This window comes from Sphingomonas sp. Leaf62 (genome assembly GCF_001421915.1).
Taxonomy (GTDB): Bacteria; Pseudomonadota; Alphaproteobacteria; order Sphingomonadales; family Sphingomonadaceae; genus Sphingomonas.
Genome location: NZ_LMLN01000029.1, coordinates 130,180 through 151,817, shown reverse-complemented (window position 1 = coordinate 151,817; position 21,638 = coordinate 130,180). Strand labels below are relative to the sequence as shown.

Sequence of the window (21,638 nt, the reverse complement as noted above, 5' to 3'; positions counted from 1 at the left end):
TCCTAGAACGGGCTGACGACCTGGAAGAAGCGGCTGAGCCACCCCTGCCGGCTGGCGCGGGCGACATCGCCCTTGCCGGTGTAGGAAATGCGGGCATCGGCCACGCGGGTCGACGGCACGCGGTTGTTCGCATCGACATCGGCGATGCGGACGATCCCCTTGATCGCGACGACCTCATCCCCGCGGCTCAGCGTCACCCGCTTCTGCCCCTGCACCAGCATCGTACCGTTGGGATAGACTTCGGCGACGGTGACCGACAATTCGCCCGACAGCGCGTTGGTCTGATCCGACGATCCGGTACCGCCGAAATTGCGGCCGCCCGATGCCTTGGCGATATTGGGGTCGAACGACAGCGGCCCGACCGAGGGCGGCGTGATCGAGAAGCCGCCATTGCTGTCGAGCTTCGATCCGGCCGATTTCGACGCGCTGGTGCGCTCGACGAGACTGATGGTCAGCGGATCGCCGACCTTGCGCGCGCGCCATCCCTCGTACAGCGCGGCATAGCCCTGCTCGACCTGAAAGATCGCGCCGGTCGCGACGACCGGAACGACCGGCGCGGCGGGCGGGGTGGCGGCGTAGGATTCGCGCGGCAATTTCCTGCCGAACAGGGGGCGGGCATCTGCCGGCATGGCTGCCAGCACCACGATGGCGAGCGCGACGGCGCGCGCGGCGTCAGATGTTCTGATTGACATATTTCAGCATCTCGTCGGTGGCCGAGATCATCTTCGAATTGACCTCATAGGCGCGCTGCGTCTCGATCATGTCGACGAGTTCCTCGACGACGTTGACGTTCGAGCTTTCGAGCATCCCCTGCCGGATGCGTCCGCGACCCTCGAGGCCGGCGACACCGAGCTGCGCCGCGCCCGACGCACCGGTTTCGGTCAGGAAATTGTCCCCGGCCGGTTGCAATCCCGCGGGATTGGCGAAACTCGCGACCTGAATCTGCCCGACGGGGGTCGCTTCGGTCTGGTTGGGGATGGTCGCGCTGACGGTGCCGTCACCGCCGATCGTGATCGAGGTCGCGCCCTCGGGCAGGGTGATGCCGGGCATCACCTGATGTCCGTCGGTGGTGACCAGCAACCCTTCGGCGGAGCGCGTGAAATTGCCGGCGCGGGTATAGCCGATCTGGCCGCCGGGCAGCTGCACCTGAAAGAAGCCGTCGCCTTCCAGTGCGACGTCGAGCGCGTTGCCGGTCGTGGCGAGCGATCCCTGCGTCTGGATGCTCGCGGTCCCCTGCACGCGGACACCCGTGCCGAGGTTCAGGCCGGTGGCGTAGCGCGATTCCTGCGTCGAGGCGGCCCCCTGCGCGGTGATGATCTGATAGCTCATCGCCTCGAACGACGCGCGGTCGCGCTTGAACCCGGTCGTGTTGACGTTCGCCAGGTTGTTCGAGATGACGCGCATCCGCGTATCCTGGGCATCCAGCCCGGTGCGCGCGATATGCAGTGCTGCATTGGCCATGTCGTGTTCCCCTTAACTCTGGACGCGCATCAGGTTGGCGGAGGCTTCATCCATTTCCTTCGCCTGCTTCAGCATGCCGGCCTGCACTTCGTAGGACCGCTGGTTCTCGATCATGTCGACCAGCGCCTGCGTCATGTTGACGTTCGATTGTTCGAGCGCGCCGCCGCGGACCTTGGCGGTCATGTCGCCGGGCAGGGTGCCGCCGCCACGGACGTGCAGCAGATTGTCGATGCCCTTGACCGTGTCGCTGCCGGCGGTGCTGACCAGCTTGATCTGGCCGACTTCCTGATCGGGCGTACCGGGCGGCGCGCCCTGCGGCACGATCATCACGCGACCATCGGCGGTGATGTTGATCGACTGGCTGGGCGGCACGGTGATCGGACCGCCCACCCCCATGACCGGCAAGCGATCGCCGGTCTCCAGCGTGCCGGCGGCAGTAACCTGCAGGTCGCCGCGGCGGGTATAGGCTTCGGTGCCGTCCGGCCCCTGCACCGCCATCCACGCATCGCCCTCGACCGCGACGTCGAGCGAGCGACCGGTGGCGAGGATCGCCCCCGCCCGCCGGTCCATGTCGCGCACCTCCTCCGACGAAGGCGAGCGCGATTCGAGTTCGCCGTTCTTGCCCTTGAGCAACAACTGTTCGAAATCGACCTTGTCGGCACGATAGCCGATCGTCGACCCGTTCGCGATGTTGTTCGCGATCGTGGCCTGCGACGCCATGTGCCCGCGCAATCCCGACATCGCGGTGTAGACCAGCCGGTCCATCGAAGCCTCCGTGTTATGACCCCTGCTTCACAGCAAGGGCCATGCCAGTTCCATCAGGCGCGCAGATCGAGAATCGAGCGCGTGATCTGGTTCGAGGTATCGAGCGCCTTCGAGTTCGCCTGGAAGTTGCGCTGTGCGGCGATCAGGCCGACCAGTTCCTCGGTGATGTCGACGTTCGACCCTTCGATCATGCCCGACATCAGCGAGCCCGCGCCGTTTTCGCCCGAGCTGGCAAAGGTCGGATCGCCCGACAGGCCGGTCGCCTGCCAGTTGCTGTTGCCCATCTGGCGCAGGCCCGACGCGTTCGAGAAGTTGACGATCGCGACCTGGCCGAGCGGTTTCGTATCGCCGTTCGAATAGCTGGCGGTGACGACGCCCTTTTCGTTGATCGTGACGCCCTGCAGACGGCCGACCTCGACACCGTCCTGCAGCTGCTGCGCGACCTTGAACGGCTTGGTGGTCGATTCGGTCGTGACCGGTACGGTCAGCTTGATCTGCTGCTGGGCCACGCCGCTCGGCGGCATGAACGAGTTGAAGGTGCTGACGACCGGCGCGGCAAGTTGACCGGCGGCATTGAATTGGACCGTAACCACCGGGGTCTCGGCGGCACCGGTGCCAACGGTCATCGGCTTGTCGCCGACGAAGCTGTGTGCCTCCCAGGTGCTCGACAGATCCTCGGCAGCGGGGGGCACGGTAACGACCGGTGGCGTCGTCCGCTTCAGATAGGTCGTCATCGTCATCGGATTGCCGGCGCCGTCATACACGGTCGTCGAGATCGCTTCGTTGTAGCTGCTGGAATCGAACCGGCTGAAGTCGCTAGTCGCCGGAACGACCGAACGTGCGTTCATATTAAGACCAAGCGTCACATTGTCAGTGCCCTTCGGCTTGCCGGAGGTTCCGGCGAGTACGAGATCGGTCAGCGATTCACGCGTCGTCGCGATAACGTTGCCGTTTCCATCGACCGGATAGACCTGCAACCGCGCGCCCTGCGCATCGGTGACGAACTGGTTCGAATCGACGCGCAGCGAACCGTTGCGGGTGAAGGCCAGACCCTGCTTGTTGGGATCGGGCTTCAGCGTGAAGAAACCGTCGCCGGCGATCGCGATGTCGAGCGACGAGGAAGACTGGACGAGGTTGCCTTCGCCGAACTGCTGGCGATTGCCCTTCACCACCGTACCCGAACCGACCATCTGCGTCGGCGCGACGGCGAGGTTCGACGCGATCACGTCGGCGAATTCGGCGCGGCTCTTCTTGAAGCCGGTGGTGCCGACGTTGGCAAGGTTGTGCGCGATCGACGCCATGTCGACCTGAGAGGCCTTCAGGCCGGACAGCGAGGTATAGAAGGACATGCTAGGCTCCTGCGTGAATTCGTAAAGTTAGGGATCAGGCGATCTTGCGGACGGTGTCGGCCGCGACCTGCGACCCGTTCGACAGCGTCAGCGTCGGCTTGCCGCCGTTCGGCATGACCGAGGACACGCCCGTCCAGGCGAGGTTGCGGGCCTTGACCACGACGCCGCTCGTATCCGATGCGGCGACCGCGATGGTGTAGGGGCCGGCACCGGCGGGGGTGCCGCTGTCGGTCGTGCCGTCCCACTGGTAATCGACCATGCCCTTGGGCTGCGGGCCCATCGACACGGTGCGCGCGACCACGCCGCTGGCGTCGCGGATCTCCAGCTGGACCTTGGCGGCATCGGCGTCGAGTTCGACCGCGCCGTTGACGTTGCCGTTATTGTCGGCGGTCGCGGTCGGGCTGTCGGTCAGCACCGCCTTGCCGATCCACGACACCGCATCGCTGGTGCCGTTGCCACCGATCTTGTTGGCCAGCGTCTTGAGCGTCGAGCTCATCTCGGTAATCCCCGACAACGACGAGAATTGCGCCATCTGTGCGACCATCTGGCCGTTGTCGGTGGGGTTGAAGGGATCCTGATATTGAAGCTGCGCGGTCATCAGGCGGAGGAAGTCATCCTGACCCAGCGAGCGCTGGCCCAGTTTGGACTTTGCCGCCGCCTGTTTCGCGGCGTCGAGTTGCGGAATATTCTGGACCGAGGTGGTGGCCATGATCAGCGTCCCAGACGGAGGGTTTCGGTGATGAGCGACTTGGCGGTCGACATCACTTCGACGTTGTTCTGATAGGTGCGGGCGGCGTCGAGCATGTCGACCAGCTCGCGCGGTTCGTCGACGGCCGCTTCCCAGACATTGCCTTCGGGATCGGCCAGCGGGTTGCTCGGGTCGTAGCGCTTGGCCGGGGTCTCGCCCGCCTGCACGATCTGCCGGGCATCGACGGTGGCGAGGCCGCTGGCGGCGTCGAAGCTGGTGCGGAACACCGGCTTCATCGTGCGATAGGCGGTCGCCTCGGTCGTCGCGACCGCGCCGGCGTTGGCGAGGTTCGACGCGGTGGTATTCATCCGCACGAGCTGTGCGGACATCGCGCGGCCCGATACCTCGAAGATACTCATCGGAGCAGCCATCGCTTATTCCCCCTTCAACGCGCGGGTGATGGTGGAGATGCGGCCGTTCAGGAACGCGAGCGTCGTCTGATACGCCACCGCGTTTTCCGCGAACGCGGTCTGTTCGGTCGCCAGTTCGACGGTGTTGCCATCCATCGAGGGCTGGAGCGGCAGGCGGTACAGCGTGTTGCGGTCGATCGCGCCGTCGACATTGCCGCCGCGTTCCGCCCCGGCCAGCGCCGCGCGGAAATCGACGTCCTTCGCCTTGAATCCGGGCGTGGATGCGTTGGCGATGTTCGACGCCAGCATCCCCATGCGCTGCGCCCGCACTTCCAGCGCGGCACCATGTATCCCGAACAGAGCGTTGTCGGCCATCGGCCCAAAGTCCCCAAGCGGCGCGCCGGATGCGCGTCCCCACCGATCACAGCAAAGCGCGTGCCAGTTTCACGCATCCCCGTGCCGCGACCGGTATCGGCGCGACCTTAACCATGATCGCGGCAACCGCCCGCCGCGCCCCGGCAAGCCATTGCCGGGCACAAACTGGCATTGCCCTTGCAGTACAGCGGGCATGAACCTGACGCTGCTCGCCCCCTATGCCGATCCGATGGCCGCCCTGTTCGTGATCGGCGGCACCATCCTGACGATTGCGATCCGCACGCCGTTCGCCGATCTGGGTCGTGCCCTGCGCGCGATCGCCACCCTGCCGCGCCGCCCGTTTGCCGCCGATGCCGGCATCGAACAGATCGCCGCGCTGGCACGGATCGCGCGGCGGCACGGCGTGCTGACGCTCGACCGTTCGCAGATCGCCGATCCCGATATCGCCGAAGCGATCGCCGCGATCGTCGATGGCGCGGGGCCGGATGCGGTCGGCGAGACGCTGAGCCATCGCAACGCCGCGCGTGCCGAGCGCCACCTCGCCGCCGCCGACATGTGGGCGGCGGTCGCCGAACTGGCACCGGCGCTGGGCATGATCGGCACGCTGGTCGGGCTGGTGCAGATGTTCATGGCGATGACCGATCCGACCGCGATCGGCAAGGCGATGGCGGTCGCGCTGCTGTCGACGCTGTACGGCGCGATCGTCGCCGCGCTGATCGGGATGCCGATCGCAGGACGGCTGCGGCGGATGGCGCGGATCGAGGCGTTCGAACGCAGCCGGTTCGAAGGGCCGCTGGTCGCGCTGGCCCGCCGCGAACGTCCGCATTTCCGGGAGGCCGCAGAATGAAGATGTCGCAGTTCGATGTCGCCCCCGGCCGGCCGCTATGGCTGACCACGCTGGCCGATCTATCGCTGTTGCTGGTCGGATTCTTCGTGTTCCTGCAGGCGGCGCAGATGGTCGACCGGAAGGCGCTGACCGCCGGTATCCGCGCCGGGTTCGATGCCGATGCCGCGCCGATGACGCTCGATCGCGGGATCGTCGACGGCTTTGCCACGGGATCGGCCGCCATGCCGGCCAGCTATGCCCGGACGGTGGAGTTCGTCCGGACCGCCGCCACCGACCCGCGGGTCATGGTGACGCTGACCGGCGGCACCGCCGGCGATGTCGACCCGCTGACCGGCAGCGCCGCGATCCTTGCCAGCGACCGCGCCCGGACCGTCGCGACCGCGCTGGTCGCCGATGGCGCGGTACAGCCCGACCAGCTCGCCTTTGCCCCGCCGGCCACCGGCACGCGCGGCGTCCAGATCGATCTGGGCTTTGCCGGCGACCGGCAAGCCGTTGCCGACCGGCAGGCGCCGGTTGCCGCCCCCGCCAATGGAGCCGACCGATGATCCGCCCGATCCTGACCATCGCATTGCTGACTGCCGCCCCCGCCGTCGCGGCGCAGAGTTTCCAGTCGACCGCGCAGCTCGACGAAGCGATCGTGCAGTTCACCGGTGCCAGCATCGGCATGGACGGCGGCGCGCAGATGCGCGTCGATTCCCGGCTGAAGCTGGCGAAATGCACGATGCCGCAATTCAGCTGGCTGTCGGAACGGCAGGATGCGGTGGTCGTCAACTGCATGGCACCGGCATGGAAGGTCTATGTCCCGGTCCGCCGGCTGGCCCGCGCCCTTCCCGAACGCCCCGCGCCGGCCGTTGCCGTCGTCGCCCCCGCCAAGCCCGAACCGGTGATCCGCCGCGGCGACCCGATCATGGTCGAAGCCGGGGCCGAGGGCTTTTCGATCACCCGCGACGGCGTGGCGATGGGCGATGCGCCGGTCGGTGGCCGGTTGATGGTGAAGGTCGATCCCGCAAAGCCACCGATCCAGGCGATCGCGATGGAATCGGGCCGCGCCGCCCTGCCCGGTTTCGATCGCTGACACGGCAAAATCGACAAAAAATCGATCCGCAGTAATTTTTGCTAAAGAAGTTCGCCATGGCGTCGTTTCTCCTCATGTCAGCAGTTCGTGAAGGACGGGGACATGGTAGATTCAGTCGGTTCAAGGCCGGTATCGTCGATCGGGCAGCGTGCCATCGCACGCCCCGAAGGGCAGACACGCGCCGCAGCGACGCCGGCGCCGGACAGCGCGGTGGCGAAGACCGGCGTGGCGATCCTGTCGGGGGGCACGACGGCGGCCGCCATGTCGGCATCGGCACCGGTCGATACCGACCGGGTCGCGACGATCCGCAAGGCGATCGCCGAGGGCCGTTTCCCGTTGTCGCCCGCCACCATCGCCGACCGGCTCATCGCCCTGAAACTCGATTGGAACAGCAATGAACCGGCGTGATGCGCTGATCCAGATCATCGACAGCCTGCATGCGGAAATCGCCGCGTTGCAGGCGAACGATGTCACCGCGCTGGAAACCGCGACGGCGATGAAGCTGCAGGGGATCGAGGCGGTTGCCGCCAACGACGACGTGCCGCTCGACGCCGAACTGGAAACGCTGGCGCGCGAGGCGCAGCGGCTGAACGAGACCGCGCGCATCTACGTCAATCTGATGACCGCCAACGTCCGGCGGCGCATCGACCAGCTGACCGGCGGCGGATTGCCGGCCTACCGGCCAAGCATTGCCGGCACGCCGCAGCGCATGGCGGCGACGGCGTATCGGTAGGCGCTGCACCAGCCGTCTGGCACGTCACCCCAGCGAAGGCTGGGGTCTCATGCGGCTCTTGCGGGATGCTATCACCGGAAGATCCCAGCCTGCGCTGGGATGACGTTTCGGGGCGGGGCGGATGGCGCGCTTCGTGGGGCGGACGCTGGAAATGCAAAACTGGCACGCTGCTTGCTGAATGTTCTCCCGAACAGGGGAAGCGAAGCACAGCCCGATGAATGTCGTTCCGGTAGAAGCCAGATCAAACGTCCATGCAGCGATCGCGACGGCGAGCGCGCGGACGGGCATCGATTTCAATTTCCTGCTGGGTCAGGCACAGGTCGAAAGCGGCCTGCACACCAACGCGCGCGCCGCGACCTCTTCGGCGACCGGGCTGTATCAGTTCGTCGAACAAAGCTGGCTGGGCGTGGTCAAGGCGCATGGTGCCGAGCACGGCATGGGGTGGGCGTCGGACAGCATCCGCCAGGGGAGCAACGGCCGTTACTATGTCGCCGACCCTGCGACCCGTCAGGCGATCCTGCAATTGCGCAAGGACCCTCAGGCATCGTCGCTGATGGCGGCCGAACATGCCGCCGACAACAAATCCGCACTGGAAGGCGCGCTGGGCCGCAACGCGACCGGCACCGACCTGTATATGGCGCATTTCCTCGGCCTTGGCGGCGCGCGCCAGTTCCTGACGTCGATGCAGGCCAATCCCGACCGGTCGGCGGCGGCAATGTTCCCCGCCGCCGCCCGCGCGAACCGGTCGATCTTCTTCGCGCCCGGCGGCCAGCCGCGCTCGCTCGGCGACATCTACGAACGGATGGGTGCAAAGCTCGATCGCGGAGCGAAGACCGGCGGCGGCAGCGGCGTCGAGGATGGCGGCTTTCCGGTCAACCGGATGCAGCAGCCCGCCGTCATGCTCAACGGCTTTAGCGGCGACGTCATCATGGGCAACGAGGCGCAGGGCGGCGACGAGGCATGGCTGGCGACGACCATCGCCAATCTGAACGTGGTCCGCGGCCGTGGCGGCGTCGGGAACGGCACTGGCGGGGCGAACCCGGCGCAGATGGCTTCGCTGTATCGCCCGACGCCTGAATCGGCGCGGCTGGCCTATTCGATCCTCGCCAATCTGGGAGCCGCGTGATGCAGGCGATCCTGAGCGATCCGAAAAGCATCCTGCCCGCGCTGCGCCAATCGGCGCTGCCCGGCGCGATCCTGCTGCTCGTCCTGCTGATGGTCGTGCCGATCCCGGCGTTCATGCTCGACATCTTCTTCGTCATGAACATCATGATCTCGATCGCGGTGCTTATGGTCGCGCTCAATGCGCAGAAGCCGCTCGACTTCTCCGCCTTCCCCACGGTCCTGCTGTTCGCCACGCTGTTCCGCCTCGGCCTCAACGTCGCATCGACGCGCGTCGTGCTGGTCCACGGCCATGAGGGTGAAGCGGCGGCGGGCCATGTCATCGAGGCGTTCGGCAGCTTCCTGATCGGCGGCGACTATGTCGTCGGTCTTTTCGTCTTTTCGATCCTGATCATCATCAACATGATCGTCGTCACCAAGGGTGCCGGGCGCGTGTCCGAAGTGTCGGCGCGCTTCACCCTCGACGCCTTGCCCGGCAAGCAGATGGCGATCGACGCCGACCTGAACGCCGGCCTCATCACCCCCGACGAAGCGCGGACCAAGCGCATCGAGACCGGGGCCGAAGCCGATTTCTACGGCGCGATGGACGGTTCGTCGAAGTTCGTGAAGGGCGACGCGGTCGCCGGCCTGCTGATCCTTGCCATCAACATCGTCGGCGGCCTGATCCTCGGCGTCGTCAGCCACCAGATGGCGGTCGGACAGGCGGCGCAGACCTATATCCTGCTGGCGATCGGCGACGCGCTGGTCGCGCAGGTGCCGTCGCTGCTGCTGTCGATCGCCGCCGCCGCCATCGTCACCCGCGTCACCTCCACCTCGCAACAGGACCTCGCCGGGCAGATCGGATCGCAGTTCGCGTCGCACCGCACCTGGGCGCCGGTCGCAGGCATTCTCGGCCTGCTGGCGATGCTGCCGGGGATGCCGTTCCTCGTGCTGGCGCCGGCCGCCGGCATCGCCGGCTTCGCATCGTGGAAGCTGGCCAAGCAGAAGAATGCGCCGCCCCCCGCCCCGCCGGTCGAGGCGCTGCCCGAACCGGCCGACCTGTCGAAGATCGGCTGGGACGAGGTCAACGACAATTGCCACATCATGCTCGACATCGGCTACGGGCTCGTGCCGCTGGTCGACGAGCGCAAGGGCGCGCCGCTGATGAGCCGGATCACCGGGGTGCGTCGCCAGCTGTCCAAGGATCTGGGCTTCGTCGTGCCGCAGGTGAAGGTGCGCGACGACATCAACCTCGCCCCCTATACCTATCGCATCTCGATCGGCGGCGTCGTCGTCGGCGAGGATATGGCGTCAGCGACCGAGATGCTGGCGCTCGACACCGGACAGGCGGTCGGCGGCTTTCTGGAGGGCAAGACCGCCAAGGACCCGACCTTCGGCCTCGACGCGATCTGGATCCAGCCGGGCGATGCCGATGCCGCGACCGGTGCCGGCTATCTGGTGGTCGATGCCGGGACGGTCGTCGCCACCCATCTGAACCATGTGCTGACGGTCAACGCGACCGAGCTGCTGGGTCCGGACGAGGTGCAGTCGCTGCTCGATGGCCTGAAAGATCGTGCCGCGAGCCTGGTGGCCGCGCTGTGCCCGCAGCCGCTGACGCTGACCACGCTGACGCAGGTGCTGCGCGCGCTGCTGGCCGAGAATATCCCGCTGAAGGAATTCCGCCGCATCGCCGCCGCCATCGCCGTCGTCGCGCAGCGGACGCAGGATGCCGAAGAGATCGTCGAGCTGATCCGGCCCGAACTGGGTGCGCTCATCATCCAGAAGCTGTGCGGCGTGCGCGAGCCGCTGCGCGTCATGACGCTCGAAGGGCAACTGGAGGCGCTGCTGGGACAGGCGATGCGCGGCGATCCGTCGCGGCGCAACGCGATCGAGCCGGATCTGGGCCGGCGCATCATCGACGCGCTGACCCATGCCGCCCAGCCGCTGATGGCGGAGGCCAAGCCGTTCGCGCTGGTCGTGCAACCGTCGATCCGCGTCGCCGTCCGCAAGCTGGTCAAGTCGTGCCTGCCCGACACCCCGGTCATGAGCTTCTTCGAAGTTCCCGAAGACAAGGCAGTCGAAGTCGTCGCCGTCATCGGCGCACCGGAGGCCATTCCCGCATGAACGCCCCCTTCTTTCCGCAGCCCGAGCTGAACGCCGCGACCTATACGCGGCGGACCCGGCCCAACGACGCCGATGCGCTGGTCCGGCGGCACCTGCCGCTGGTCCGGCGGATCGCGTGGCACGTCCATGGCCATATGAGCACGATGGTCGATGTCGAGGATCTGGTGCAGATCGGTCTGGTCGCGCTGGTCGAGGCGGTGCCGATGTTCGAGGATCGCGGCGCGGTGACGTTCGAACAATATCTCGCCACGCGGCTGCGCGGGGCGATGATCGACGAACTGCGGCGGCAGGCGACGATCAGCCGCGGGGCGATGAAGCGGCGGCGCGACTATGCGAAGGCGGTGTCGGCGTTGACGCAGGAACTGGGCCGCGCGCCGGTGCCCGCCGAGATCGCCGGGCGGCTGGACGTGCCGCTGGGCAAGCTCCGGACCGACTATGCCGATGTCCAGTCGGTGCAGTTCGATTCGATCGACGACGTCTATACCGACGAAGCGCCGTGGTTCATGGACGACGGCCCCGACGCGTTCGAGGCGCTGGCCGAGGGCGAGTTGCGCGAGGCCCTGATCGCCGCGATCACCGCGCTGCCCGAACGCGAGGCGCAGGTGATCCAGCTCTATTATGTCGAGGAACTCAACCTCGAGGAAATCGGACAGGTGCTGGGCGTCGGCGCGGCGCGCATCTGCCAGATCAAGAAATCGGCGCATGAGAAGCTGAAAAAGGCGTTGGCGCGCGCGACGGGGTAAGTGATTGGGATATTCGATATTTAGGCGGGGTTGGGCGTAGGTCCGGCCCCGTTTCTGCGTCCAAAGGTCACAAAGGTCACACTTGCCGCGCTTTTCGCATTGTTGCGATTCCGTTGCAACTGACACCCGGTGCGATGGGGTGGTGCCTCGACAGACGTTGAGAAGAAGCGGGACCCCGGATCAGGTCCGGGGTGACGTTCGCGGGTGGACAGGCGTTGTGCCGCGATCGATCGTGTGGATTTGATCCTGGCCCGATTGGCGGGCTGTAGGAAAGCCGCGATTGGTACGCTGCCTGTTCGTTCGGTTCGCGGCCGGTTCATGCCCGGCATGGTACCTCGGGCATGATCTTGGCCCTTGCGAACGTCGCCCGATCAGCGACCTTTCGCCGTACCCNGTTTTGCTTGGCTCTGGACCCCCGCCTGCCCGGGGGTACGGCGGGGCGCGGACGGAATGCGCGATGTTTGCGGTTCGATGCCATGGCCGGCTCGCCTGCGGCCATCCCCCTCCACCATCCTGCGGATGGTCCCCCTCCCCGCTGGCGGGGAGGAGTTTGCTGTGCCCGGATATTGGGCCGGCTCGTTCTGCAAACCGACTTCGCGGCTGCGCCCTGCCCCCGGCAGGGCGCTGTTCGCCGCTACGTCCCCCTCCACGCGAGCGGGGAGGATTTGCCGGGTGCGATCGGCGTGTCGGTGGAGCGCCGTATATATAGAGTCCGGGCGCGTGCGGCGGACGCCGAAAACCCCCGGCGACGTTTCCGTCGCCGGGGGCCGGTCCCGTTAACGGGAGGACCGCTGCCGCCGCCTTCATGCAAGGGGGAACGGCGGCAGCGGAGCCGGGCTTAGCCGAGCAGCTTGAGCACGCCCTGCTGCGACTGGTTGGCCTGCGCCAGCATTGCGGTCGATGCCTGGCCGAGGATCTGCGCCTTGGCGAGCGCGGTCGATTCCGACGAGAAGTCGGTGTCTTCGATGCGGCTGCGCGCTTCCTGCAGGTTCGACGAGGTGGTGGTCAGGTTGTTGACGGTGACCTGCAGACGGTTCTGCACGGCACCCAGATCGCCACGGATCGACGAAACCTTGTCGAGCGCCTTGTCGATCGCGGTCATCGCGGTCGAAGCATTCGCCTGCGTGGTGACGTTCAGCGCGCCGCCGACCATATCCTTGGCACCGCCCTGCGCAGCGAGACCGACCTTGCCGAGCGACGCGGTCGAGCCTTCGACGCGAACTTCCGCACCGGTATCCGACTTCAGTTCAATACGGCCACGCAGCGTCAGACCGCCGGCGATGTTGGTGCCGGTAGCTGCCGTACCGTCATCGCCCTTGACGCTCTTCACAAGACCCGCACCTGCGGCGGTCGGACCGTCCTGAAGGATGATATCGTTGCCAGTCGACGACGTGAGGACCAAGTTACCGTCGGTATCGCTCGACGCCACCAAGCCGCTGATGCCAGCCTTGTTGATGTTGCCGACGAGGTCCGACATCGAGATGGCACCGTCCCCGTTACCGCCCTTCGCGACCGTATCGTCCAGCGCAACAGTTGCGCCATTGATATAGAGGTCGTTTGCCGCGACAAGCATTGCCGCGTCGATGACGACGGTCGCCTTGGTAGTTGCGGTCGCGGTTACACCGCTATCCTTGGTGACGGCGTTGATCGCCGCTGCCTTCGATGCCGCCGAAGCGTCATTCGAGCTACCGATAGCAACGCCGTTGATTTTGAGGTTGTCCGTCCCGTCGAGTACCGAGGTGCCTGCCGTCGAACCCTTGACCGAGGTAGGCGAGCTCGTTTCGTTCAAGCCGATGGCGGCCAGATCGGTCGCGTCGCCCGAGGTCCCGCGCTTGATGTCGATCGGCTGACCGTTCGAGCTGTTGAGCGCGACGAAGCCGCCATAGGTGCCGGCGGTGAAGCCCGCCTTGCCCGCATCGGCACCGGCGATGACGATGGTCTTGCCGGTATCGTTCGACAGGACGATCTTGCCCTCGTTGTCGAGCTGCGCGCTGACACCGCCGACGTCGCGGTTGATCTTTTCGACCAGTTCCTGACCGGTCGCGCCGGTCACGTTGACGGCGGTACCGCCGCCGACCGCGATCGAGAAGCCGGTCGTGCTGGTGACGCCGCCCGAAGCGATCGGGCCGCCCGACAGGGTGTTGTATGCCGATGCCGACACGCCGGTCTGACCGGTGTTGGTATTGATCGCGGCGGCCGTGGTTTCGGCGGTGCCCGTGGTCAGGGCGGCGGCGAAGGCGTTCTTGCCGTTGATCTGGATATCGGCGGCACCGATCGTGGCGGCGCTGATGCGGCCGGTGGTCGCCTGACCCTCGACGCGATAACCGTTCAGGCCAAGCGCGCTGGCCGAGGTATTGGCGAGCGACAGCGCGGTCGTCTGACCTGCCTGCGCACCGGTCTGGAGCGTCACGCCCTTTACCGAGCCGTCGAGCAGGTTGATGCCGTTGAAGTTGGTCTTGGTCGAGATGTCGTTGATCTGTGCGGTCAGCTGGCCGACTTCCGACTGCAGCGCCTTGCGTTCCGAGGTGCCCAGCGAGCCGTTGGCGGCCTGTCCGGCGAGTTCCTTCATGCGCTGCAGCATGTTGGTGACTTCGCCCAGCGCGCCTTCAGCGGTCTGCGCCATCGAGATGCCGTCGTTGGCGTTGCGGGCGGCGACGGCCATCGTCTTGATCTGGCTGGTCATGCGGGTGGCGATGGCGAGGCCGGCGGCGTCGTCCTTGGCCGAGTTGATGCGCTTGCCGGTCGACAGGCGCTCCATCGACATCTTCAGCGCGTCGTTGGCGGCGGTCGAGGCGTTGGCGGCGCGAAGCGATCCGATGTTGGATCCGATAACGGTCATGGTGTTTCCTCCGGTCTGACGTCCAGCGCCCCGTGGTCCCCCCTGATGAAGCGTGCGGGAACGAAGCTGCTGCCCGGAGAAACGGCCGCTGTCGGCGGGGTTTAAGCGAAAAAATCGGCCCTTCGCGCGCGCGGGGGAGCGCACGCGGCATACAGAGCCGAATCAGGCAGGATTTTACCGGGTGTTAACCAGCGTGGCGGCAAAGAGGTGCCGTCCAGGGGAATCACCACCGATGCGCTCGATCTATCCATCCGCTGCCGTCCTCGCCTCGAAGTTCACGCTCGTGTCCTCGCTGCGCGCGCAAGGGTTCGTGCTGGCCAATGCCGGGCAGAAGCCGGGCCCGGCCGATGCGTTCCTGATCATGGAGGGCGAGGTGCCGCCGATCGCGTCGCGCACGCTGGTGCTGGCCGAAGGGCCGGTCGCCGCGACGCCGTTCGCCGATGGCCGCCCGGCGCGCCTGTGCTACACCCATGCCGACACCGAACTGGCCCATGCCTTTGCCGCGGCGCTGCTGTGCGGCCGGCATGAAGCGGTCGCCGCCGATCCCGAGAGCCTGGCGTTGCAGGCGCTGGCCCGCCGCGTCGCCGCCGCCGACATCACCGTGCTGGTGGGCGGCCCGACCGGCACCGGCAAGGAAGTGCTGGCGCGGACCATCCATGCCGGCAGCACCCGCGCCGCCGGCCCGTTCATCGCGATCAACTGCGCCGCGCTGCCCGAAACCATGCTGGAGGCGATGCTGTTCGGCCATGTGAAGGGCGCGTTCACCGGCGCGGGCGCGGCGGGCGAAGGGTTTTTCCGCGCGGCGCACGGCGGCACGCTGCTGCTCGACGAGATCGCCGAGATGCCGCTGCCGCTGCAGGCCAAGCTGCTGCGCGTGTTGCAGGAACGCGAAGTCGTGCCGATCGGCGCGACCCATGCCGAGGCGGTCGATGTCCGCGTCGTCGCCTGCGCCAATCGCGATTTGCAGGAAGAGGTCGCCGCCGGCCGCTTCCGCGCCGATCTCTATTACCGGCTGAGCGTGTTCCCGCTGACCACCCGCGCGCTGGCCGAGCGGCCGGGCGACATCGCGGCGCTGGCGGCGGCGATGGTCGTGCGCCATGCCGCCGATCGCGCGACGCTGCCATGGATCTCGGACGCGGCGCTGGCGCTGCTGCTGCGCCACGACTGGCCCGGCAATGCCCGAGAGCTGGAGAATGTGATCCAGCGCGCGCTGCTGCTGGGCATGGGCGACCGGATCGAGGCGCACGACATCGTGTTCGATCGCGCCGGTCCCGCCGCGCAGCCGCGGATCGCCGAACCGGTCGCGGCGACGCTGACCAACATCGTGCAGATCCACGAATTCGCCGCGATCCGCCGGACGCTGGAGGAATGCGGCGGCAACCGGGTCGAGACCGCGCGGCGGCTGGGCATTTCGGAACGCACGCTGCGCTATCGCCTCGCCAAGGCGCGTGAGGCCGGCGAGACGCTGGCACCGGCACATGCCGTGGCGGCTTCGGCATGAGCGTCGGCGGTGTCGGCGGCGCGATGGGCGTCGACCGGGTGATGCAGCTTCGCGCGCAGATCCTGGAGCGCAATCAGGCGCTGTCGAAGGCGAACGCACAGGTCGCGGCGGCCCCGGCCCCGGCGGCCGAACCCGCGAAACCGGCGAGCTTCGCCGATGCGATGGGCGACGCGCTGAAGGGCGTGAACGCGCAGCAGAACAAGGCGAGCGAATTGTCGGCGATGTACGAACGCGGCGAGACCGTGGACATCGCGAAGGTGATGATGGCGCGCCAGCAGGCATCGGTCGGTTTCGAAGCGACGATGCAGGTGAGAAATAAACTTTTGTCCGCCTACAAGGACATCATGAGCATGCCGGTCTGATATGGAAAACGCTCTCGCCACCACCGGTGCAGGCGGTGTTCCCGCCCCCGCCGCCGCCGCGCGCTTCGCCAACCCGCTGACCCAGGTCGGCGGATTGATGAAGAACCCCGCCGTCAAGCGCAGCCTGCCGATGATCTTCATCATCGGCCTCGTGCTGTCGGCGGCGATCGCGTGGATGGCGCTGGCCACCCCGCCACAGCGCGTGCTGTTCCCGCAGCTGCCCGACAGCGACAAGCAGGCGGTCGTCGATGCGCTGTCGGCCGCGAAGATCGACAACAGCGTCGACGATTCGGGCGGGATCACCGTCGGCGAGGACGATTATCACCGCGCCCGCATCCTGCTGGCCGGGCAGGACCTGCCCAAGGCCGCACCGGGCGGCTATGCGATCCTCGACCAGTTGCCGATGGGCGTGTCGCGCGCGGTCGAGGGCGAGCGGCTGCGCCAGGCACGCGAGACCGAGCTGGCCAAGTCGATCGGCGAGATCGAATCGGTCGCCGATGCGCGCGTCCACCTCGCCATGCCCGAATCGTCGGTGTTCGTGCGCGACAATGCCCAGCCTTCGGCATCGGTCATCGTCCGCCTCGAACCCGGTCGCAGCCTGACGCAGGCGCAGGTCCGCTCGATCGTCAACCTCGTCGCCTCTTCGGTGCCGGGGATGAAGCCCGATCAGGTGACGATCATCGACCAGATGGGCGCGCTGCTGAGCAAGCCGAGCGACGGCAGCGACAGCAGCACGCTGTCGGACGAGCGGATCGATTATCAGCGCCGGATCGAGGACAAGTATCGCGCGCAGCTCAACACGCTGCTGACCCCGCTCTTGGGTGCAGGCAATTTCTCGGCCGAGATTCAGGCCGATGTCGATCTGGACGAGAGTCAGGCGACGCGCGAAAGCTATGACAAGCAGGGCGTGGTCCGTGCCGAACAGGGGACGTGGGCCGGCAACACGCCGGGCGAGACGACGCCGGGCGGCATCCCCGGTGCGCTGAGCAATACCGCGCCCGCCGCATCGACGCTGGCGACCGCGACACCGGGTCCGTCCGGTGCCACGGTGCAGCCGGGCACCGCGCCGGGGGCACCCGCGCCGGTCAAGACCAGCGAGAATTTCAACCGCGCCTATGATCTGGGCAAGGAAGTGTCGGTGACGCGCGCCGCGCCGGGCGCGATCAAGCGGCTGTCGGTGGCGGTGCTGCTGCGCGAGGCGGAAGGCGGCAAGCCGCGTACCCCGGCCGAGATCCAGCAGATCAACGACCTGGTGAAGGCGGCGGTCGGCTTCAACCAGCAGCGGCAGGACACCGTGACCGTCATCAGCCGCAAATTCTCGCCCGATGCGGTCGCCGGCGACGTCGTGCGGCCATGGTACGATGCCGACTGGGTGCCGATGGCGGCGCGCAACGGCACCGCACTGGTCATCGCGCTGCTGGTGCTGTTCATGGGCGTCCGCCCGATGGTCAAGGCGATCAACGAGAAGCGCAAGGCCGAGGCCGCCGCCGAAACCGCGCGGATCGCCGCACAGGAAGCCGCCGCACAGGCCGCGCTCGCCCCGCCGCCCGCCGAGCCCGAGCCCGAGCCGGTAAGCATGGAAATGCTGGAAGGGGCGCGCAGCTATGACGACCGGGTCGGTCTGGTCCGCGGCTTCACCCGCGACAATCCGGCGCGCGCCGCGCTGGCCGTGCGGGACATGATCCAGTCGGATGCCAAGCAGTGAACGCCCCCACCCGTATCCATAGCGGCGTCGAACGCGCCGCCGTCCTGATGATGCTGGTCGGCGAGGAGGAAGCCGCCGCGATCCTCCAGAAACTGGACCCCGAAGAGGTGCAGCAGCTGGGCAAGGCGATGTTCACCGTTGCCGATGTCAGCGAGGACGAGGTGACCGTCGTGCTCGACGATTTCGTCGAGAAGGCGCGCGAGCGCACGACCGTCGGCTTCGATCCGCGCCCGCACATCGAAACGGTGATGAACCGCGCGCTGGGGGCCGACAAGGCCGAGAGCGTGCTGGCCAAGATCACCCCGATCGAGACCGCGTGCCAGATCGAGCTGCTCGACTGGATGGATGCCAGCGAGATCGTGAGCCTGATCAAGGACGAACATCCGCAGATCGCCGCCGTGCTGCTCGCCAATCTCGACCCCGCCATCGCCGCGCAGGTGCTGGAAGGGCTGCCCGAGGCCGCGCAGCCGCAGATCCTGCACCGCATCGCCAAGCTGGGTCCGATCACGCCCGAGGCGATCGAGACGCTGAAATCGATGCTGTCGCGCCGTTCGACCGGCCGGTCGGGCGGGAGCGGCGTGCAACTGGGCGGTGCCAAGGATGCCGCGCGCATCCTGTCGTCGGGGCGCAAGGCGACCGAGAACCGGGTCATGCCGAAACTGGCCAAGATCGACCGCGACATCGCCCGCGCGATCGAGGACCAGCTGTTCGTCTTCGACAACCTGCTGGAGATGGACGACAAGAATCTGGGCGTGCTGATCCGCAACGTCGACAGCGACCTGCTGGTGCGCGCGCTGAAGGGCGTCGACGAGGCCGGCCGCAACCGGTTCCTGGGTTGCATGTCGGCGCGCGCCGCCGACGGCATTCGCGACGAGATCGAGGCACGCGGACCGATGAAGCTGGCCGAGGTGCTCGACGCGCAGAAGGGCGTCATCACCGTCGCCCGCCAGCTGGCCAAGGACGGCACGATCATGATGGGCGGCGGCGACGACGATTATGTTTGAGAGCGCCGCCCCCCGCGCCGCCGGCGGCTTCGTCGCGGGCTTCGCCAGCCGCCACGTCGCCGCCGCCGACATCCTCGCCCGCGCCTTCGGTGCGCCCGATCCGTTCGCCGAAACCGGTGTCGTGCCGGTCCGCCCTGCCGATTTCGGCGCAGCGGCGGCGGGCGCGGCGGCATCGGGACAGGCCCCTGTACAGGCAACGAGCGGCCCCCGGCATTTCCGCCCGGCCGATCCCGACAGCAATCCGACCGAGGGCTGGGACCCGTTCGGCGCCAATGCCGGCGATGTCGCGGCCACCACGCTGGACCCGGCCGTCGAGGCGCATGCCGCCGGCTATGCCGAGGGTCTGGCCGCCGCCGCCGCCGCCAGCCAGTCCGAACACGCCCGCGACCACGCCTTGCTGGCGCGACTGACCGAGGCGCTGGGCACCGCCACCCATATCGACCGCGAGGCGATGGCCGACCGGCTGCGCCAAACGGTGCTGACGCTGGTCCGTCAGATCGTCGGCGAGGTCGGCGTGTCGGCCAACCGGCTGGCCGAGCGCATCGACGCCGCCGCCGAACTGCTGGCCGACAGCGCCGAATCGGCGATCCTGCGGATGCACGAAGCCGACATTCCGCTGGTCGAGGGCAAGCTGGCCAAGGCGGTGTTCCCGGTCGCCGATCCGGCGGTCGAACGGGGCGGCTTCGTCCTCGAAACCGCGTCGACCGTGGTCGAGGACGGCCCGTCGCTGTGGCTGGAGCAGCTGGGCGCGGCCATCGAAACCGTACCGGTACCCGTATCATGCTGAACCGTTTTGCCGGCGACTATCTGGGCGCGCTCGCCCCGACCGATTTCCGTCCGCGACCGCGCGTCGCCGGACGGCTCGCCTCCTATGACGGGCTGTTGATGGAAGCGGTCGGGCTGTCGCTGCCGGTCGGCACCGTGTGTCAGGTCGGCACCGGCGACGGCGGCCATGTCGAGGCGGAGGCGATCGGGTTTCGCAACGGCCGGACGTTGATGATGAATCTGGGCGGCCCCGCCCCGCTGCTGCCGGGTGCCTTGGTTCGGCCGGGCGACAAGCCCGGCGAGGCCGAGGTCGGCGAGGCGATGCTCGGTCGCGTCGTCGATGGCGCAGGCAAGCCGATCGACGGCAAGGGTCCGATCCGGGGTGCGGGCCGCTGGCCGCTGGCCGGGCGCATCCAGTCGCCGCTCGACCGTGGCCGCGTGCTGGAGCCGATGGACGTCGGTGTCCGCGCGATCAACGGGCTGCTGACGATCGGTCAGGGCCAGCGCGTCGGCATCATGGCGGGCTCCGGCGTCGGCAAGTCGGTGCTGCTGGGCATGATGGTCCGCGCCGCCAAGGCCGATGTGATCGTCGTCGGCCTGATCGGCGAGCGCAGCCGCGAAGTGTCCGACTTCCTCGAAACCAAGCTGAGGGGCGATGCCCGCGCGCGATCGGTCGTAGTTGCGGTGCCGGCCAATCATTCGCCGGTGCTGCGCATTCGCGGCGCACTGCGCGCCACCGCGATCGCCGAGGCGTTTCGCGAACAGGGCAAGAAGGTCCTGCTCATCATCGATTCGCTGACCCGCGTCGCCCATGCCGGGCGCGAGATCGGGCTGGCGCTGGGCGAACCGGCGTCGGCACGGGGCTATCCGCCCAGCGCCATCGCGATGCTGCCGGGGCTGATCGAGCGGGCGGGCACCTGTGTCCGCACCGGCGGGTCGATCACCGCCATCTATACCGTGCTGGCCGATGGCGACGACAACAGCGATCCGGTGGTCGATTCGGCGCGGTCGATCCTCGACGGGCATATCGTGCTCAGCCGGCAACTGGCCGAGCGCGGCGTGTATCCGGCGATCGATCTGGGTCCGTCGGTCAGCCGCGTGATGACCGATATCGCCGACCGGCCGCATCTGGCCGCCGCGCGGGTGCTGCGCCGCCATCTGGCGACGTACGAGGAAAATCGCGATCTGGTGCTGATGGGTGCCTATCGCCCCGGCACCGACGCCGCGATCGACGGCGCGCTGGCGGCGCATCCGGCGGTGATGGAATATGTGAAGCAGGATTCGGACGAGATCGTCTCGCTCGACGATGCGGTCGCCGAGCTGGTGGGTATCTTCGGTGACGGATAAGGCCAAGCGCCTGTCGCGCGTGCTGCGCGTGCGGACCATGCAGCTGAACCTGACCCAGGCAGAGGAGGCACGCGCCGCCGCGCGCGTCGCCGACGAGATCGCGCTGCGCGAACGCATCCACAAGCTGGCCGAGGCGGTGTCGCCGGTGCCGACCCCCAGCGCGACCGCCGCCGGGCTGGGCGCCGCCGCGCATTATCGCGAACGGCTGCACGCCACCGCGCAGGTCGTCGACCGGCGGGTGGTGCAAGCCGACGAAGGGCTGGAGCGCGCCCGATCGGCGACGATGACCGCCAGGCGCGACCAGAGCGCGGTCGAAAAGCTGCTCGAACGCGCCCATGCCGCCCGCGCTCTCCGCGAACTCCGCGCGCTGGAAAATGCGCCGCCGGTGCGCCGACCCAATCGGCACGATCCTTGCTGATCGACCGGTCGAACGCTTGACGGATC

22 protein-coding genes and 2 pseudogenes are annotated in these 21,638 nt (G+C 67.7%); 15 read left to right on the top strand and 9 right to left on the bottom strand.

Features of this window, described 5'->3' with window-relative positions; all coding sequences use genetic code 11:
• Positions 1-2 precede the first annotated feature (2 nt).
• Genes ASE91_RS15060 through flgB form a run of 7 tightly spaced genes read right to left on the bottom strand, consistent with a single transcriptional unit; the run spans position 3 to position 5,048 of the window.
• On the bottom strand, positions 3-692 hold the full coding sequence (locus tag ASE91_RS15060) for a flagellar basal body L-ring protein FlgH (RefSeq protein ID WP_056627488.1): 690 nt from the start codon (positions 690-692) through the stop codon (positions 3-5).
• Entirely contained in the window at positions 673-1,461 is a 789-nt protein-coding gene (gene flgG / locus ASE91_RS15055; protein ID WP_056399062.1) for a flagellar basal-body rod protein FlgG, read from the bottom strand. The genes ASE91_RS15060 and flgG overlap by 20 nt, the downstream gene beginning before the upstream one ends.
• A gap of 12 nt (positions 1,462-1,473) precedes the next feature.
• Positions 1,474-2,226, bottom strand: a complete 753-nt coding sequence (locus ASE91_RS15050) for a flagellar basal body rod protein FlgF (protein ID WP_056002808.1) — start codon at positions 2,224-2,226, stop codon at positions 1,474-1,476.
• A 53-nt stretch (positions 2,227-2,279) separates the two neighbouring features.
• The gene (locus ASE91_RS15045; protein WP_056002805.1) at positions 2,280-3,575 is read right to left on the bottom strand and encodes a flagellar hook protein FlgE; all 1,296 of its coding nucleotides are present in this window, start codon (positions 3,573-3,575) and stop codon (positions 2,280-2,282) included.
• A 34-nt stretch (positions 3,576-3,609) separates the two neighbouring features.
• Entirely contained in the window at positions 3,610-4,284 is a 675-nt protein-coding gene (locus ASE91_RS15040; RefSeq protein ID WP_056002803.1) for a flagellar hook assembly protein FlgD, read from the bottom strand.
• Positions 4,285-4,286: 2 nt separating this feature from the next.
• Entirely contained in the window at positions 4,287-4,694 is a 408-nt protein-coding gene (flgC, locus tag ASE91_RS15035) for a flagellar basal body rod protein FlgC (RefSeq protein WP_056399052.1), read from the bottom strand.
• A gap of 3 nt (positions 4,695-4,697) precedes the next feature.
• Positions 4,698-5,048 carry a flagellar basal body rod protein FlgB gene (flgB, locus tag ASE91_RS15030; protein WP_056002797.1) on the bottom strand — a complete coding sequence of 117 codons (351 nt, stop codon included), beginning with the start codon at positions 5,046-5,048 and terminating at the stop codon, positions 4,698-4,700.
• 193 nt (positions 5,049-5,241) lie between these two features.
• On the opposite strand from flgB, the gene ASE91_RS15025 reads away from it, so the two are divergent.
• From ASE91_RS15025 to fliA, 8 genes are all read left to right on the top strand, one after another.
• Complete coding sequence (locus tag ASE91_RS15025) at positions 5,242-5,895, top strand: motility protein A (RefSeq protein WP_056627485.1); 654 nt, start codon at positions 5,242-5,244, stop codon at positions 5,893-5,895.
• Entirely contained in the window at positions 5,892-6,440 is a 549-nt protein-coding gene (locus ASE91_RS15020; protein ID WP_056627482.1) for a hypothetical protein, read from the top strand. The genes ASE91_RS15025 and ASE91_RS15020 overlap by 4 nt, the downstream gene beginning before the upstream one ends.
• On the top strand, positions 6,437-6,970 hold the full coding sequence (locus ASE91_RS15015; RefSeq protein ID WP_056627478.1) for a flagella basal body P-ring formation protein FlgA: 534 nt from the start codon (positions 6,437-6,439) through the stop codon (positions 6,968-6,970). The genes ASE91_RS15020 and ASE91_RS15015 overlap by 4 nt, the downstream gene beginning before the upstream one ends.
• 102 nt (positions 6,971-7,072) lie before the next feature.
• Entirely contained in the window at positions 7,073-7,378 is a 306-nt protein-coding gene (gene flgM / locus ASE91_RS15010) for a flagellar biosynthesis anti-sigma factor FlgM (RefSeq protein WP_056627475.1), read from the top strand.
• Positions 7,365-7,703 (top strand): hypothetical protein, encoded by a 339-nt coding sequence (locus tag ASE91_RS15005; protein WP_056627472.1) that lies wholly within the window; start codon positions 7,365-7,367, stop codon positions 7,701-7,703. The genes flgM and ASE91_RS15005 overlap by 14 nt, the downstream gene beginning before the upstream one ends.
• Before the next feature lie 214 nt (positions 7,704-7,917).
• Positions 7,918-8,829 carry a hypothetical protein gene (locus ASE91_RS15000; protein ID WP_056627470.1) on the top strand — a complete coding sequence of 304 codons (912 nt, stop codon included), beginning with the start codon at positions 7,918-7,920 and terminating at the stop codon, positions 8,827-8,829.
• On the top strand, positions 8,829-10,928 hold the full coding sequence (gene flhA / locus ASE91_RS14995) for a flagellar biosynthesis protein FlhA (protein WP_200911268.1): 2,100 nt from the start codon (positions 8,829-8,831) through the stop codon (positions 10,926-10,928). Before ASE91_RS15000 ends, flhA begins: the two co-directional genes overlap by 1 nt.
• On the top strand, positions 10,925-11,671 hold the full coding sequence (fliA, locus tag ASE91_RS14990) for an RNA polymerase sigma factor FliA (RefSeq protein ID WP_056627467.1): 747 nt from the start codon (positions 10,925-10,927) through the stop codon (positions 11,669-11,671). Before flhA ends, fliA begins: the two co-directional genes overlap by 4 nt.
• A gap of 838 nt (positions 11,672-12,509) precedes the next feature.
• Here the strand turns inward: fliA and ASE91_RS20750 are convergent.
• Both ASE91_RS20750 and ASE91_RS20975 read right to left on the bottom strand, forming a co-directional pair.
• Positions 12,510-12,836: pseudogene (locus ASE91_RS20750) on the bottom strand (flagellin); the annotation flags it as partial.
• 792 nt (positions 12,837-13,628) lie between these two features.
• Positions 13,629-14,510: pseudogene (locus tag ASE91_RS20975) on the bottom strand (flagellin N-terminal helical domain-containing protein); the annotation flags it as partial.
• 232 nt (positions 14,511-14,742) lie between these two features.
• Here ASE91_RS20975 and ASE91_RS14980 point away from each other — a divergent pair.
• From ASE91_RS14980 to ASE91_RS14950, 7 genes are read left to right on the top strand one after another with little or no spacing between them, the layout of a single operon-like run.
• Positions 14,743-16,011, top strand: coding sequence for a sigma 54-interacting transcriptional regulator (locus tag ASE91_RS14980; RefSeq protein WP_056627460.1), 1,269 nt, complete (start codon positions 14,743-14,745; stop codon positions 16,009-16,011).
• Positions 16,008-16,373, top strand: coding sequence for a flagellar hook-basal body complex protein FliE (fliE, locus tag ASE91_RS14975; protein ID WP_056627459.1), 366 nt, complete (start codon positions 16,008-16,010; stop codon positions 16,371-16,373). Before ASE91_RS14980 ends, fliE begins: the two co-directional genes overlap by 4 nt.
• 1 nt (position 16,374) lies before the next feature.
• On the top strand, positions 16,375-18,078 hold the full coding sequence (fliF, locus tag ASE91_RS14970) for a flagellar basal-body MS-ring/collar protein FliF (protein WP_056627455.1): 1,704 nt from the start codon (positions 16,375-16,377) through the stop codon (positions 18,076-18,078).
• Positions 18,075-19,082: a flagellar motor switch protein FliG gene (fliG, locus tag ASE91_RS14965; protein ID WP_056627452.1), complete on the top strand. Its 1,008-nt coding sequence runs from the start codon at positions 18,075-18,077 to the stop codon at positions 19,080-19,082. The genes fliF and fliG overlap by 4 nt, the downstream gene beginning before the upstream one ends.
• Positions 19,075-19,869 (top strand): FliH/SctL family protein, encoded by a 795-nt coding sequence (locus ASE91_RS14960; RefSeq protein ID WP_056627449.1) that lies wholly within the window; start codon positions 19,075-19,077, stop codon positions 19,867-19,869. Before fliG ends, ASE91_RS14960 begins: the two co-directional genes overlap by 8 nt.
• On the top strand, positions 19,863-21,194 hold the full coding sequence (locus tag ASE91_RS14955; protein WP_056627446.1) for a FliI/YscN family ATPase: 1,332 nt from the start codon (positions 19,863-19,865) through the stop codon (positions 21,192-21,194). The genes ASE91_RS14960 and ASE91_RS14955 overlap by 7 nt, the downstream gene beginning before the upstream one ends.
• Positions 21,184-21,612 (top strand): hypothetical protein, encoded by a 429-nt coding sequence (locus ASE91_RS14950; protein ID WP_235530509.1) that lies wholly within the window; start codon positions 21,184-21,186, stop codon positions 21,610-21,612. Before ASE91_RS14955 ends, ASE91_RS14950 begins: the two co-directional genes overlap by 11 nt.
• The last annotated feature ends 26 nt before the right edge of the window (positions 21,613-21,638 follow it).